This window comes from Psychroserpens algicola, from assembly GCF_014526325.1.
In the GTDB taxonomy this organism is placed as follows: Bacteria; Bacteroidota; Bacteroidia; order Flavobacteriales; family Flavobacteriaceae; genus Psychroserpens; species Psychroserpens algicola.
In genome coordinates this window covers 1,301,868-1,318,088 of sequence record NZ_JACNMJ010000001.1, presented here as the reverse complement: position 1 = coordinate 1,318,088, position 16,221 = coordinate 1,301,868, and the positions used below count along the sequence as shown (strand labels likewise).

Below are 16,221 nucleotides of genomic sequence, written 5' to 3'. Positions count from 1 at the left end.
TTGAAATTAACACCTGTAAAAACACCTGTAGTAGCGAAGAAAATGTTTCCAAATTATATTTGGGATATCGCTACTACAACAAAGGAGTTGTTTCTAACTTTTGATGATGGTCCTACTCCCGATATTACAAACTGGACTCTAAAGACACTAGATGATTATAATGCTAAAGCAACTTTTTTTTGTGTTGGAGGAAATATAGATCAACATCCCGACATATATCAAAACATTATAGAAGCTGGTCACTCCATTGGCAATCACACACAGCACCATATTAAAGGCTGGGCTACAAAAACGAATGCTTATATTGATAATGTTGCTCTGGCAGAACATTCGATAGGTACTAAGTTACATACCAAAAAAACTAAACTCTTCAGGCCGCCTTACGGTCAGATAAAACCACAACAAGGAAAAAAGTTGATTGAGTTAGGTTATAAAATTGTCATGTGGGACGTATTGTCTTTTGACTGGGACCAAGATATTTCCGAAGAACAATGTTTAGAGAATGTCATTTCGAAAAGCAAATCAGGCAGCATTATCGTTTTTCACGATAGTATAAAAGCATCAAAAAACATGATGTATGCACTCCCAAAAGTATTAGAGAAATTTAGCCTAGAAGGGTATAAATTTAAAGCACTGGAATTTTAGATGTATTCTTGTACTATGGCTATTAACGTATTAGCATCTTGCTCTCCACTATGTCGCCATTTCATTTCACCATTTTTATAAATGATGAGTGTAGGCAAACCTTTAACACGTAAAGCTTCGGCTAATTCTTTGTTTTTATCGACATCTATTTTAATGATTTTAGCTTTATCACCAAGAGCAGCAGCTACATCTCTCATTACAGGATGCATTGCAGTAGATTGCTCATTCCATTCTGTAAAAAAATCTAACAAAACAGGAATATCAACATCAATAAGTTCCCCAAATTTTGACATACGTTTAAACTTTTAATCAAACATTGTTATACAAACCTACACATTTTTTTTGGTAATACTTTAAATTACTATATCTAGTAGGTTCACTCTGACTTATTTATAAAAATAAGCAATTTCAAAGTAAATATAACATTTCCGCTATATTACGCATTATTTGAGCCTTTTTTAAGCGTAATAACTGTAACTTCTGGCCAAATGCCAACACGTCCAGGATATCCTAAATAGCCAAATCCTCTATTGACATTTATATACTGACCTAATTCTTCATAAATACCTGCCCATTGCTTATAACGCCATTTAACCGGACTCCATTTAATCCAACCAGGAATTTCAATACCAAACTGCATTCCGTGAGTATGACCACTTAAAGTGAGATGATAATGGTAGTCGTCTTTAAGAATCTCTGCTTCCCAATGACTTGGGTCATGCGACAGTACTATTTTAAAATCATCAGGATTTACATTGGCTTTCGTCTTTTGTAAATCACCTGCTTTTTTAAATCCGCCCTTTCCCCAATTCTCAACGCCCATAATGGCAATTCGTTGTCCGTCTCGTTCTATAAACCTGCTTTCATTAAGCAGTACATCATATCCCATCGTTCGTTGTAAATCTACCAAATCTGCTAAATTTTGCGCTTTAGCATCAGGTGATGGCCAATCGATATAATCACCATAATCGTGATTCCCTAAAACAGAATACACACCATCTTTTGCTTTTAATTGACTAAACATATCTGCCCAAGGCAACATTTCAGAGGACTTGTTATTAACCATATCTCCTGTGAAAAAAATCGCATCCGACGCTTGCTCATTGATGAGATTGATGCCATATTCAATCTTTTTTCGATTATCAAAACTTCCAGAATGAATGTCACTAATCTGAGTAATACGGTATCCATCGAAGGCTTCTGGCAAATCTTCATAATGGAGCGTATAGTCTAAAACCCTAAAACGGTATTTTCCTTTATACATTCCGTAGAGTAGTGACGAGAAAGGAATAGCCGCCAGACCAAGTGCGACCTGACTTATAAACTTTCGTCTCGAAGGCATATAAAATGATTCTTTTGTTACCAGTTTATCATACAACCCTAATGCACTTCTAACAATATCTTCTCCCAAAAGAATAGGAACAATAACCAGATTTAATGACATAAATGCCAACAAAAATCCAAACGCATAACTTTTTGCTGGGTTGAGAACACGACCTTCAGAACCTATTGAAAACTGATAAATAAAATTACCAGCTATAATAATAGCAACAGCTATAAACAGGTAATGTAACCAGTTAATCTTTGTAACTGTTTTAATGGCTTGAAATCCGTAAATTGATAAAAGACTATAGATTAAAATAAATATAATCCAACGTACCATATAATGAAGTTTTTTCAAAGATAACTCATTTTAAAAAGGAACGAAGGTGTTAAAATATATTTAACGATACGTTAAGATTTAGTATCTTTTCAATCGATTTAAAGAACCTTACATGAAACATCTTTTTTCTATTGTTATCACCGCTTTATTATTTACAAATTGTAAGCCCGAATCTCCTCCAATAGAAAATGCCGTAAAAGACCAACTACTTATCAATTATGTCAACCCCTTCATTGGTACTGGCGGACATGGTCATACATATCCAGGAGCCACAATGCCATTTGGCATGATGCAATTAAGCCCAGATACCCGACTCGATGGATGGGATGGTTGCTCTGGTTATCATTATAGCGATCAATATATCTATGGATTTTCTCACACGCATTTAAGTGGAACTGGTGTTAGCGATTACGGAGATATTCTTTTAATGCCTACCAATACTATTAATTTTAATAATGGTAGTAATGACCAGCCTGGTTATCGTGCACATTTCTCTCATGATAATGAGGTAGCTCAACCTGGCTATTACAAAGTCTTATTAGATTCCACTAATATCACAGTAGAACTAACGGTTTCAAAACGTAGTGGTATTCATAAATATCAATTCCCATCTGAAAAGGAACAAGTTGTAATTTTAGACTTAGATCATCGTGATCAATTATTAGATTATAAAATTCAGAAAGTAAACGATTCAACCATTTCAGGATTTAGACATTCAAAAGCCTGGGCGACAGACCAACGTTTATTTTATACCATACAATTTTCCAAACCTATTAAGTCGGTAACCTATCAAGAAAATGGCACAGCCATTTCAAAAAATTATAAATACCAAAGCAAACAAGCCGCTGTAGAATTCAATAACCCAAAAAACGACCCTATTTATGTTAAGGTTGGGATTTCAGCTGTAGATGTGGCTGGAGCACAACGCAACTTAGAACAAGAAATAGGAGCTAAAACATTTGAACAGGTTAAAACCGAAGCGCAAAACACCTGGGAAACTCAACTTGAAAAAATTGTTGTTGAATCTCAAAACGATGACTACAAAACAAATTTTTATACCGCCTTATATCACACTATGATTGCTCCTAACCTCTATCAAGATGTTGACGGACGCTATCGTGGTATGGATTTAGATATACATGAAACACAAGAGTTTGACTATTATACTGTTTTTTCTCTTTGGGATACTTATCGCGCTGCTCACCCATTGTATACCATTATCGAACAAGAAAAAACCAATGATTTTATCAACACCTTTTTAGCTAAATATGACGAAGGTGGTATAATGCCAATTTGGGATTTGAGTGCTAATTATACGGGATGTATGATTGGTTATCATGCGGTTCCGGTAATTTCTGATGCGTATTTAAAAGGGATTAGAAATTACGATACCGAAAAAGCTTTTGAAGCGATGAAGCATTCAGCAACAAGAGATCAACTCGGACTTAAATCTTATAAAACATTTGGTTTTATTCCTGTTGAAGAAGAAAGCGAATCGGTTTCAAAAACATTAGAGTATGCTTACGATGATTGGACCATCGCTCAAATGGCAAAAGCCATGGGAAAGAATGAAGATTTTAAAACCTATACCGAAAGAGCACAATACTATAAAAACATCTATGATCCAGAAAGTAAATTTATGCGTGGTCGTTTCAGAAATACCTGGTTTGCGCCTTTTGATCCTTATGAAGTGAATTTCAACTACACCGAAGCTAATTCATGGCAATACAGTTTTTATGTACCACAGGACATTTCTGGTTTTATTAATCTTTTAGGTGGAAAAGATCAACTAGAAGAGCAACTCGATGAATTATTTACAGCAGAAACAGAAACATCAGGTCGTAACCAGGCGGATATTACAGGACTAATCGGACAATATGCTCACGGCAATGAACCGAGTCATCATATGGCTTACCTGTATAGTTTTGCTGGAAAACCGCATAAAACTATGGAAAAGGTGCATCAGATATTGACCGAACTCTATACCAATGAACCTGACGGTATCTCCGGAAATGAAGATTGCGGACAAATGAGTGCCTGGTATGTATTTTCGTCTATGGGATTCTATCCTGTAACACCTGGTTCAAATCAATATATCATAGGTACTCCATTATTTGATAAAGCAACCATTAATTTGGAAAGTGGCAACCAATTTACCATTCAGGCTTACGATTTAAGCACCACAAACAAATATATCGAATATGTTTATCTCAATGGCGAAAAATTAGACAGAAGCTATATAACGCATAACGACATTATTCAAGGTGGTGTTTTAGAATTTTACATGAATGATAATCCAGCCGTTTGGGGAAGCCGCGAACATCAACTTCCTAAAACCGAAATTAATGAACACCTCATTGTTCCTGTCCCATTTATTGCTGAAGGTGATGTGGCTTTTAAAGGTGAAACACAGGTTACTCTCAACAATATAGATGAAGAAGCTACTATTTACTACAGATTGGGATATAAAGGCGAATTTAAACAGTATAAAACTCCGTTTACCATTGAGAAAGCTATGTCACTGACAACTTATTCAGAAAAAAATGATATCAAAAGTGCTGCTGTAGAAACTAATTTCTATAAGATAGATCCAAATTTATCCATTCAATTAGACAGCAAGTATGCTAACCAATATAATGCTGGTGGAAACGATGCGCTTATCGACGGTATTTTAGGAACTCAAGATTTCAGAACTGGCACATGGCAAGGTTATCATGATGAAGACTTGATTGCAACCGTTGATTTAGGTAGCCAGAAAGTAATTTCAACTGTGAGTATAAACTTTTTACAAGATCAAGGTGCCTGGATTTTTTATCCAACTGAAGTTGAATGTCTCGTTTCGAAAGATGGTAAACAATTTAAAAGTATGAAAACCATCACAATTGATACAGCAACCAAAAATGATGACGTCCTCATCAAAAACATGGCGTTCGATATCAACTCAGAAAGTTATCGCTATGTCAAAATTGTCGCCAAAAAAATGGGGGAACTCCCAACCTGGCATTTAGGTTATCCGCATGATGGAAGAAGCTGGATTTTTTCTGATGAAATTTCAATTCAATAAATACTCACTAAACAATGAACCAACACAAATCGTATCGCTCGTCTTTTATTTTGCTTACAACGCTATTTTTCCTTTGGGGATTTATAACCGTTTTGGTAGATTCATTAGTTCCCAGACTTCGCGAACTATTTACACTTAGCTATGCACAAGCCATCATGGTTCAATTTGCGTTTTTTGGTGCTTATTTTGTGTTATCTGTTCCTGCCAGTTATATTCTTTCAAAAATCGGATATAAAAAAGGAATCATTTTAGGTTTGCTTACCATGGCTCTGGGTTGTTTATTATTCTATCCAGCAGCTTCGTATCGTGTCTTTGGTATTTTTATTCTGGCTTATTTTATTTTAGCTGGAGGCATCACAATTTTACAAGTTGCTGCCAATCCCTTTGTTGCAGTTTTGGGAAGCGAAGAAGGTGCTTCGAGTCGTTTAAATTTATCACAGGCCTTCAACTCTTTAGGAACAGCAATTGCACCAGCAGTTGGTGCACTATTTATACTAAGTGATACTATTAAAACGGAAACAGAGATAACAAGTCTCTCAGGTGAAGCTCGTGAATTGTATTTAGCCAGTGAAGCTTCTGCTGTGCAAAAACCCTTTTTAGGGCTTGCTGTTTTTATAATTTTAATTGCTGGAATTTTCTTTTTCGCTAAACTTCCTAAACTAATTAGTGAAACCAACACTGGTACTTATTCACAAGCATTTAAGCAAAAAAACTTAATGTTAGGTGTACTGGGAATTTTCTTTTACGTTGGTGCAGAAGTCTCCATAGGAAGCTTTTTAGTCAACTATTTTCAAGATATGAATATGGTCCCTTTAATACGGGAAAATTCGACATTAATGCATATAGCAGATACTGTAGCTAAACTATTTTTTAAATCCTTAGATGGTGCTGATGATAAGGCACTATTAGGCATTTTTGTAATTTTCTATTGGTCTGGAGCAATGATAGGTCGCTTTGTAGGCTCTTATCTCACTAAGATTATGAAACCAGGAAAAGTCTTAGGTATTTTTGCCTCGATTGCTATAGCTTTAATTGTTATTTCTATCAGTACAACTGGTTTAATTAGTATGTGGAGTATTCTTGCTGTTGGATTATTCAACTCAATTATGTTTCCTACCATTTTTACTCTGGCTATTGATGGTATTGGTGAGTTGAAACCTAAGGGCTCTGGCTTGCTATGTATGGCTATTGTTGGTGGTGCAATTATTCCTCTCGTTTGTGGAAATTTAATTGATGTATTAGGATTTAAACTGGCATTTTTATTTATCACTGGCTGTTATGGTTATATTTTGTATTACGGATTTATAAACTCTAAAAAACAAGTTGAAATATGAAACGAAGGCATTTTATAAAAAACGCTTCGCTCACAGGTGTAGGTCTGGCCGTTGGAAGCGCTCTGGTTGGTTGTGCTGAAACACCTTCCGAAGACAAAACATCTATCGCAGCTTCACCTGCATCATTACCATTGGTTATCGCTACCTGGCATGTTATGGATGCAACCGCTAAAGCCATGGAAGTTTTACAATCCGGAGGTAATGCCCTCGATGCAGTAGAACAAGGTTGCATGGTCGAAGAGGCAAACGAAAAAGGCCAGTCGGTTGGCAAAGGCGGTTTACCCGATCGTGATGGCAATGTAACACTCGATGCTTGTATTATGAATAAGCATGGAAATTGTGGCTCGGTGGTTTATCTTCAGAATATTACACATGCAGTTTCTGTAGCTAGAAAAGTGATGGAAGACACACCTCACGTTATGCTCGCTGGAGAAGGAGCTAAACAGTTTGCAATGTCAAAAGGATTTCAGCCTGAAGACTTGTTAACAGAGGCTTCAAAAGAAGCATGGGAGAAATGGAAAGTAGAAGCCAAATACAAACCTATTATCAATATTGAAAATCATGATACCATTGGTATGCTTGCTATCGATAAAAATGGTGATATTTCTGGCGCTTGTACAACGAGCGGACTAGCTTATAAATTAGGTGGTCGTGTTGGAGATTCGCCAATTATAGGTTCAGGTTTATTTGTCGACAATGAAATTGGTGCTTGTGTAGCTACTGGTTTAGGCGAAGAAGTAGTAAAAACGGTTGGTAGTTTTTTGGTTGTAGAGCTTATGAGGCAAGGCAAATCGCCTCAAGAAGCTTGTGAGGAAGCAATTAGTAGGATTGTAAACAAACCTAACAGTGACTATAAAAATTTTCAGGTTGGATACATTGCTGTCAACAAAAAAGGAGAAACAGGAAGTTACGCGATTCACCAATGGTTTAGTATGACTAAATTTCAAAATGGTGTTAATGAGCAGATACAATCTAATTACTATCATAAATCTTAAAATACTTATCTTGTTCGAAGAAAATTTTGTTATAGCCTCTTGAAAACACTATTACTTAGCTTTTTTATTCTCATTTCGTTTGTAAGTTTTTCTCAGAATAGTTCTGAAGTGGATAGTTTATTAGCAGTAATAAAATCCACCAAGAATGATTCAATCAAGATGCTAACCTATAATAATTTAAGAAGAGCGACGTATTATTCTAATCCAAATCGATCTAAACTCTATACTGAGCAATATTTAGAAACAGCCAAAAAAGTTCAAGATTCCTTCAATATTGCGTTAGGAAATTTTTATCTAGGAAATGCCAATGTTGTTTCAAGTAACTTTGAAATTGCTTTAAATCATTATTTAAAATCTGCCAATTATTTTGAGAAGGCAAAAGATTCTGCGAGACTCAGTTCAGTATTTAATGGTATTGGTGCTGCCTATGAAAACAGTGGTAATGATTCTCTTTCGTTGAAATATTTTAAAAAATCCCAGGAAATTAGTTTTTCAATAGGAGATTTAAGACGTAGTGCCATAGCGCTAACGAACATAGGAAACATTTACAAATACCGAAACGACCTTGTTAATGCAAAACTGCATATGGAACAAGCTGTAGAACAAATCAAGACCACTAATCGATTACAATATATCCACTCGTTAACATTAAATCTTGCTAACCTATATGTAGAACTGAAAGATTATGACCATGCCACACTACTATTTGAAGAAGTTCTCACAACTGTAGATACCATTAATGACATATACATATACGGAGCATCATTAAGGGGACTGGGAAATGTTGCACTAGAACGAGACAATTATTCAGAAGGATTGAAAAAAATGGAGAAGGCATATAGAAAATTAAAATCCTCTGGTTTTTTTGACGAAGCATTAGCGACCATGCCTGATTTAATCTTAGCATACGAACTAAATGGTCAATACAAAAATGGGTTAATAATTGCCAATCAATATCAAAAACTAACAGATTCTATATTTTCAGATGAAAAAGATAAAAACCTTTCTGAGGCACTGCAAAAATATGAAGCTGAAAAAAAAGACACGGAACTCAAACTATTAAAAGTTGAAACCGAAAAAAAAGAACAGCAAAATCGTATCTACATTATCTTGGCCATTGCTGGATTATGTATTGCAGGACTTTTAGGCTTTTTTGGTTACAAGAATAAACAGAGAAATTTAGTTTTAGCAAAACAAAAGTCTCTTCTTGAAAAAACAGTTGATGAAAAAAACATCTTGTTGAGAGAAGTCCACCATCGTGTTAAAAATAGTTTTCAAATTGTATCAAGTTTGTTGTACTTACAATCTGAAAATGCAGTAGATAAGGAAGCTAAATTAGCAATTAAAGAAGCTGAAAACAGAGTGCGTTCTATGGTATTGATTCATCAAAAGCTTTATAATAAAGACGAATTAGTTGGGATTAATACTTCAGATTATTTTCATGATTTAGTGCGAGATCTTTTTGAAAGTCATCAGTTTAAATCTGAACCTGTTCCATACGACTTAGATGTTGATGCTATAGTATTAGATATTGAAACCATAACTCCTATTGGATTAATTCTAAACGAACTTATAATTAACACGTTGAAACATGCATTTCCAGAGGCTTTACCTGAAAATAAAATCACAATTTCTTTTTACAAAAAGAATAACATTTTACTTCTTAAAGTCACTGATAACGGAAAAGGTTTTGAAGGTGAAATCGATAGTAATTCCTTTGGAATTGTCTTAATGAAAGCGCTTTCAAAAAAATTAAAAGCGACTTTAGACTATGATTCTGTTGTAAATCTCGGAACTACAGCAACCTTAACCATTAGAAAATTTAACGAATTATAATTAAAGTCAATTGAAAAGTTTAAAAATTTTTATAGTAGAAGATGAACCACTAATAGCCTCAACTATAGAAGTTGCCTTGCGTAAAAAAGGATATCAAGTGGTTGGAGATGCCGAAGACGTTATGTCGGCTCAAAATTCAATTTTACTTACCGAACCAGACTTGGTATTAATTGACATTCAATTAGAAGGTGATTTAACTGGTATCGATTTAGCCATAGAACTTGATAAAATTGAATTACCTTACTTATTCATTTCATCGCAAACTGATTCCAGCACTATAAACAGAGTAAAACAAACCAATCCATTGGGTTATATTGTAAAACCATTTACAGAAAATGGGCTTCAGACGAATATCGAATTGGCATGGCATAACTATCAAACTGAACATTCTGATATATTAGAGATTAAGTCTGAAGGCAGGCTACATAAAATCAATCAAAATCAAATTCTTTTTCTCAAAGCCTTTGATAATTACTGTTATGTTCACACAACTACCAAACAATATTTGGTACCTCATACCTTAAAACACACAAGTGAAAAACTTAATCAGGACATATTTAAGAAGTGTCATCGTTCGTATGTGGTTAACATCAACCATGTAGATGCCTTAGATCGTAATTCGTTAATTATAAAAACAACATCCATTCCAATAAGTGCCTCACAAAAAAGTTTAATGCTAAGCAAATTAAAGGGCAGATAATTAAGATTATCTGTTTCTACTAAAAAAACGCTTGTATTCACTAAAAATATATTCGTAAAACACTAATTGCAAATTAGTTTTATAACAGCTATTAATTATAATACTGGTAATCTCGTTTCCTTACACAACCTTTTAAGAGTTTACTGGTATCTCTCAAAATATACGTTATGAAAACTAAGTCAATTCTTTTAGGTTTATTAGCGATGACACTCTACTATGGTTCATTCGCACAAGTTGGTATTGGTACCACAAATCCGGATGTTTCCTCTATTTTAGATGTTGTCTCTACAGACAAAGGTATTTTAATCCCAAGAATGACAGCTTCGGAGCGTTTAACTATTGCAACTCCAATAGCTGATGGATTAATGGTTTATCAAACCGATGATGTTAAAGGATTTTATTATTATGATTCGACGCTTGGGTCTTGGGATAGAGCTTTAAAAGAATCGAAAGATGCCATACCAACTGGGTCGATATTTACATTTCCAATGGCGACCATACCTACAGGCTATTTAGTTTGTGATGGCAGTGCTGTAAGCCGAACAAATTATGCAGATTTGTTTGCCGTTTTAGGCACTACCTATGGCGCTGGTAATGGCTCTACCACATTTAACTTACCAGACTATAGAGGTCAGTTTTTAAGAGGCTACGACAATGGTGCAGGAAATGATCCTGATGCTGCAAGCAGACAAGATAGAGGTGATGGAACAACTGGTGATTATGTTGGAACCACTCAAGATGATGAAATGTCTAGTCATTTTCACGAAAATGTTCCACCTAGTGTGATATCAACCACCGATGGCAGTCATTCGCATAATACCTATACTACAAATTTAAACACAAATACTTCTGGTAATCATTATCACAATATACCAGGAAGTTCGGCAACCACAAATTATATTTCATCTCATACCCATATGCTCAGAGGAGAGCGTGTGAATGCAAATACGTCAACTTTTGGATCAGATGATGCATTTCTAATAGATGAAAATAATACAGGACCCGAAACTATGAATACATTAAGTTCTGGTGGACATAACCACACTGTTAACATTCCAGCTTCTAATACTAATTCTAATGGAAATCATAATCATTCTATAAATATACCCTCACTTAACACTAATGCTAATGGAAATCATAATCATCAATTAAATATGCCAACATTTAATTCAGAACTCACAGGATCAACCGAAAACAGACCTGTCAATATTACTGTCATTTATTGTATAAAATATTGAATACCCACATCCATAATCTTTAATTGAAAATGTAATTCAATTATATTTTGAGAAGAAAAAGTCGTTTGTAGGGAGCGGCTTTTTTTTATTAAAACCACTTAATCGTTAAATCGACAATTTTTTGCTTGAAATTGTTATAAGGCGGCATCAATAAATCCACTGCGCCAAGTGTATGCTGTTTTAAAACCGAGCGCTGATTCGAAAATTCTAAAAACCCAAAATAGCCATGCGATTTTCCAATACCACTATTATTAGAACCTCCAAATGGTAAATTGTGGTTGAGAAATTGCAACAAATTATGATTAATACATGTGCTTCCTGCTCTAGTATTATTAATAATTTGTGTTGTACGTTTTTTATTTTTACTGAAAATATAAAGTGCCAGAGGCTTTTCTTTTGAATTGATATAATCTATGACCTCATCAATCGCTTTATAGGTTTTTACAGGAAGTATGGGTCCGAAAATTTCATTTTGCATCAGTTCACTGTCTTCGGAAACATCAAACACTAAAGTGGGTTCTATATAATTGTCTTTTTCATCTGAAACTCCTCCAACTTCAATACTTGCATTTCTTGTGGATGCATCATCTAAGTAGGATTTCAATCGTTTAAAATGTTTCTGATTTACAATTCTTCCGAAGGAATCAGATTCGGAAGGCTTTTCCGAATAAAACGTTTTAAGTGTTGTTTTAAAAGTCTGAATAAATTCAGTTTTAATACTCTCGTTAATAAACACATAATCGGGAGCAATACAAGTTTGACCTGCATTGAGAAACTTTCCAAAGATAATTTTCTTAACCGCTTTATCTAAATTTGAAGTATCATCAATTATGACTGGCGACTTTCCGCCTAGCTCCAAAGTTACCGAAGTTAAATGCTCTGAAGCGGCTTTCATCACAATTTTACCCACTTGTGGCGACCCAGTGAAAAAGATATGATTAAAAGGGAGTTTTAAAAGTTCTTGAGAGACTTCAACCTCTCCTTCTACAAGAGCAACTTCATGGTCATTAAAAATGTCATTTACTATATCACTCATTACTTTCGACGTATGAGGTGTCATCTCACTTGGTTTTAAAATAACTGTATTTCCTGCTGCAATAGCAGATACTAATGGTCCGAAAGTGAGATTTACAGGAAAATTCCATGGAGATATGATAAGACAAACCCCTTTAGGCTCATTTTTAATCCACGAAGAGCTTCCTAATAAAGCAATAGGTGTATCAACCTTTTGCTTAGCTAACCAAGTATTTAAATTAGAGGCTACAAAATTAATTTCATCAATAACCGGATAAATCTCAGTGAGATCGGTCTCAAGATAAGGTTTCTTAAAATCGGTATACAAAGCCTCTCGAATTGAATCCTTATAAGTTACTTCTAAAGCATGCTTTAGGCTTTTTAATTTTTTAATTCGTGTTTTACAGGATGTATTTCCTATAGTAAACTGATGAGATTTTTGCTTCTCAAATAGTTTAAAATACCTGTTATCTGAATAATCTGTCATTTAATCCGTAACGTTTTTATTGGGCTGCAAGCCGTTTTTGTGCATTTCATCGATGTTTTTTGCGGTCGTTTTCATCTTAACTAAAAATCGCCCGCTTTATCTAATATATTCATTTTCGCCTCGAATGTTGTGTTTCTTTGAACTGAGTTTAAAACAAAATACCACAATAACAATTATGAAAAAAGTATTAACCATATTAGCCTTTACATTATTACCTTTACTTTCAATGGGACAGGAAACTAATGTAGATATCAAAAATAACGATACTGTAGAAACTGTTATTGAAAATAAGGTAGAAACTCCAAAAATTAAAAAGGAGACGACTTCAAGTTCTGCTGCTAAAGCGCAACTATTAAAAATAAACAGAAAGAAAACATCTGAAATTATTAGCATTAAAGCGTATAGAAAAAGTTTACAGATTAAAGTAAAAACAATTAAGCTTTGCTAATCAAAACATACAAATCATAAAAAAATCCGAAACTTGAGTTTCGGATTTTTTTTGTTTAGAGTTCATATCATTTATGAAAAGGTCAATGTACCATTAGCTTCTTGCTCTTTAAATTGTTTTACCAGATCTAGAGCATCAGGAATCACATCACTACACAAAATAATCAGAGAGCCTTTAACTGCATTTTTCACAGCATAGGTTATGGCTTCTTTTTCAGAAGGAATGATCGTTGTTTTCTTATTCGGATCTTTCATTTGAATGCCATCATTGAGCATTTTAATCAACTCTTCTTCTGTTTTCCCTCTTAAACGTTTGTCTTGACGGATTATAATTTCGTCAAACATTTCGGCAGCAATCGATCCCATTTCGTTATTATCTTCAACACGTCTGTCGCCAATTCCTGCAATAATTCCCACTTTTACAGTGGCATCTAATTCGTCGGTAAACTTTTGAAGGGCTCTCATTCCTGCAGGATTATGCGCATAATCTAATAAGATGCTAAAGTCGTTAAACTTAAATAGATTTAAGCGTCCTGGTGTTTGCGAAGCCGAAGGAATAAAGGTTTCTAAAGCCGCTTTCATATCTTCGATACTAATACCCTGAACATGAGCCGCAAGCACAGCACCTAGTACATTTTGAATCATGAACTTCGCTTTTCCGCCATAGGTTAATGGGATATCTTCAGCCTTCATCAAACGCATTTTCCATTCACCTCTACATATGGTTACATAACCATTTTCATACACTGCAGTGATACCATTAAGACGTTGTAAGGCTTTAATTCTTGGGTTATTTTCATCCATAGAAAATAAAGCGACATTACATTCGACATTACGTCGCATATCATATACTAAATCATCATCGGCATTTAATATGGCATAGCCATCGGGTAAAACAGTTTCTGGAATAACCGCTTTAACCTTAGCAAGCTGCTCTATGGTATGAATTCCTTTTAAACCTAGATGATCGGCAGCTACATTGGTGACAACAGCTACATCGCATTTTTTAAACCCTAATCCGGCACGTAATAAACCACCTCGTGCACATTCTAAAACGGCAAAATTCACAGTTGGATCTTTAAGTACGAACTCGGCACTCGATGGACCAGTACAATCACCAGTCATGAGTAATCTATTTTGTATATAAACACCATCACTTGTCGTGTAACCAACACGATAGCCTTTCATTTTGGCGATATGTGCAATAAGACGTGTCGTAGTCGTTTTTCCGTTAGTTCCAGAAGTGGCGATGATAGGAATACGTCCTGTATCTCCTTTTTGAGGAAACAATTTATCAATTACAGGAGCAGCTACATTACGAGGCAAACCTGTTGTTGGTGCTAAATGCATTCTAAATCCAGGACCAGCATTAACTTCTAAAACAGCACCACCAGTTTCAGATAGTGGTTTAGAGATGTCGGTAGTCATGATATCAATACCACAAATATCCAAATCTATAATTTTGGAAATCCGCTCAGCCATACTCACGTTTGCTGGATGAATAATATCTGTGATATCTTCGGCTGTTCCTCCTGTACTAAGATTAGCCGTATCTTTTAAAACCAGGCGTTCGCCTTCAGCAATTACAGATTCTAAAGTATAACCAGCATCTTTAATAATGGTTTTGGTCAGTTCGTTGACAGAGATTTGCGTCAGAACATTTTCATGCCCAAAACCTCGTCTGGGATCACTATTGACTTTATCTATAAGCTCTTGTACCGTAGATGTTCCGTCACCTATAACATGAGCAGGCGTACGAATAGCTCCAGCCACTAATTTGTTATTTATGACTAATAATCTATAATCTTCACCTTTAATAAACTTTTCAACGATAATCGCTCCGCTTTTAGAACTTTCTTTAGCATGATGAAAGGCTTGAAGCGCGTCTTCATAATTTTGAATATCAACTGTGATACCACGACCATGATTGCCATCAATAGGCTTAATAACCAAAGGATAGCCAACATAGCGGCATGCTTCTTCTAAGCTACGTTCACGACGAATGATATCACCTTTAGGCACTTCAACTTCGGCTTGTTCCAGTAAGTATTTTGTATCTTCTTTATCACAAGCTAATTCTACACCAATACTACTCGTTTCACTTGTAACTGTTGCCTGAATTCGCTTTTGATTAGCACCATATCCCAATTGACACAGTGAATATTTATTTAATCGAATCCAAGGAATGCCTCTAGATTCAGCTTCTTCTACTATAGAGCCTGTACTTGGTCCTAAACGATCGGCTTCACGCAATTCGCGCATTTGCTGAATATCTTCAGATAAATCATAGTCCTCACCTGAAATTAAAGCTTCACAAATTCTAACTGATGCTTTTGCTGCATAGCGACCTACAGATTCTTCCATGTAAGCAAAAACAACATTATAAACCCCTTCTTCACCATAGCCTCTAGTTCTTCCGAAGCCAACATCCATTCCTGCTAAGGTTTGGATTTCTAATGCAATATGCTCGATGATATGTCCCATCCAAGTGCCTTCTTCAACACGCTGAAAAAAACCACCTGGAGATCCCACAGAGCAACGATGTTCATACATTCCTGGGAACATTGTTTTAAGACGTTCATAAAAACCATCGACTTTATTTGAGGGGTATTGCTCCATGTCCTCTAGATCTAAAACCATGACAATTAATTTATGTCGTCTTACAGACCAGTAGTTTGGTCCTCTCATTGCATTTATACTGCGTATATCCATAGGTTGATTTTTAAGTGAAAGATTATAAATATAACATTTTTCAATAAAAAAATTAGTTTATTTTTGTCCAATATTCAATCTACAGA

Annotated in this window: 12 protein-coding genes; 8 read left to right on the top strand and 4 right to left on the bottom strand. The window is 35.1% G+C overall.

Features of this window, described 5'->3' with window-relative positions:
• A complete protein-coding gene (locus tag H7350_RS05525) occupies nt 1-645 on the top strand; it encodes a polysaccharide deacetylase family protein (protein ID WP_204344857.1) in 645 nt (214 codons plus the stop codon).
• Here the strand turns inward: H7350_RS05525 and H7350_RS05520 are convergent.
• Nucleotides 642-938, bottom strand: a complete 297-nt coding sequence (locus H7350_RS05520; RefSeq protein ID WP_204344856.1) for a thioredoxin family protein — start codon at nt 936-938, stop codon at nt 642-644. The genes H7350_RS05525 and H7350_RS05520 overlap by 4 nt on opposite strands.
• Nucleotides 939-1,081: 143 nt before the next feature.
• Complete coding sequence (locus H7350_RS05515) at nt 1,082-2,308, bottom strand: metallophosphoesterase (RefSeq protein WP_204344855.1); 1,227 nt, start codon at nt 2,306-2,308, stop codon at nt 1,082-1,084.
• A gap of 112 nt (nt 2,309-2,420) precedes the next feature.
• Between H7350_RS05515 and H7350_RS05510 the strand changes: the two genes are divergently transcribed.
• The 6 genes from H7350_RS05510 (at nt 2,421) to H7350_RS05485 (ending at nt 11,475) form a co-directional block, all read left to right on the top strand.
• Entirely contained in the window at nt 2,421-5,372 is a 2,952-nt protein-coding gene (locus H7350_RS05510) for a GH92 family glycosyl hydrolase (protein WP_204344854.1), read from the top strand.
• Nucleotides 5,373-5,386: 14 nt separating this feature from the next.
• On the top strand, nt 5,387-6,706 hold the full coding sequence (locus H7350_RS05505) for a sugar MFS transporter (RefSeq protein WP_204344853.1): 1,320 nt from the start codon (nt 5,387-5,389) through the stop codon (nt 6,704-6,706).
• Nucleotides 6,703-7,701 carry a glycosylasparaginase gene (locus H7350_RS05500; RefSeq protein ID WP_204344852.1) on the top strand — a complete coding sequence of 333 codons (999 nt, stop codon included), beginning with the start codon at nt 6,703-6,705 and terminating at the stop codon, nt 7,699-7,701. The genes H7350_RS05505 and H7350_RS05500 overlap by 4 nt, the downstream gene beginning before the upstream one ends.
• A 39-nt stretch (nt 7,702-7,740) precedes the next feature.
• Nucleotides 7,741-9,537: a sensor histidine kinase gene (locus H7350_RS05495; RefSeq protein ID WP_204344851.1), complete on the top strand. Its 1,797-nt coding sequence runs from the start codon at nt 7,741-7,743 to the stop codon at nt 9,535-9,537.
• A gap of 10 nt (nt 9,538-9,547) precedes the next feature.
• Nucleotides 9,548-10,237, top strand: coding sequence for a LytR/AlgR family response regulator transcription factor (locus H7350_RS05490; protein WP_204344850.1), 690 nt, complete (start codon nt 9,548-9,550; stop codon nt 10,235-10,237).
• 167 nt (nt 10,238-10,404) lie between these two features.
• Nucleotides 10,405-11,475 carry a phage tail protein gene (locus tag H7350_RS05485; protein ID WP_204344849.1) on the top strand — a complete coding sequence of 357 codons (1,071 nt, stop codon included), beginning with the start codon at nt 10,405-10,407 and terminating at the stop codon, nt 11,473-11,475.
• Between the two features lie 88 nt (nt 11,476-11,563).
• Here the strand turns inward: H7350_RS05485 and H7350_RS05480 are convergent, their stop codons facing one another.
• Entirely contained in the window at nt 11,564-12,976 is a 1,413-nt protein-coding gene (locus tag H7350_RS05480) for an aldehyde dehydrogenase family protein (RefSeq protein WP_204344848.1), read from the bottom strand.
• Between the two features lie 175 nt (nt 12,977-13,151).
• On the opposite strand from H7350_RS05480, the gene H7350_RS05475 reads away from it, so the two are divergent.
• A complete protein-coding gene (locus H7350_RS05475) occupies nt 13,152-13,424 on the top strand; it encodes a hypothetical protein (RefSeq protein WP_204344847.1) in 273 nt (90 codons plus the stop codon).
• Between the two features lie 71 nt (nt 13,425-13,495).
• Here the strand turns inward: H7350_RS05475 and cphA are convergent, their stop codons facing one another.
• On the bottom strand, nt 13,496-16,135 hold the full coding sequence (gene cphA / locus H7350_RS05470; RefSeq protein WP_204344846.1) for a cyanophycin synthetase: 2,640 nt from the start codon (nt 16,133-16,135) through the stop codon (nt 13,496-13,498).
• Between the last annotated feature and the right edge of the window lie 86 nt (nt 16,136-16,221).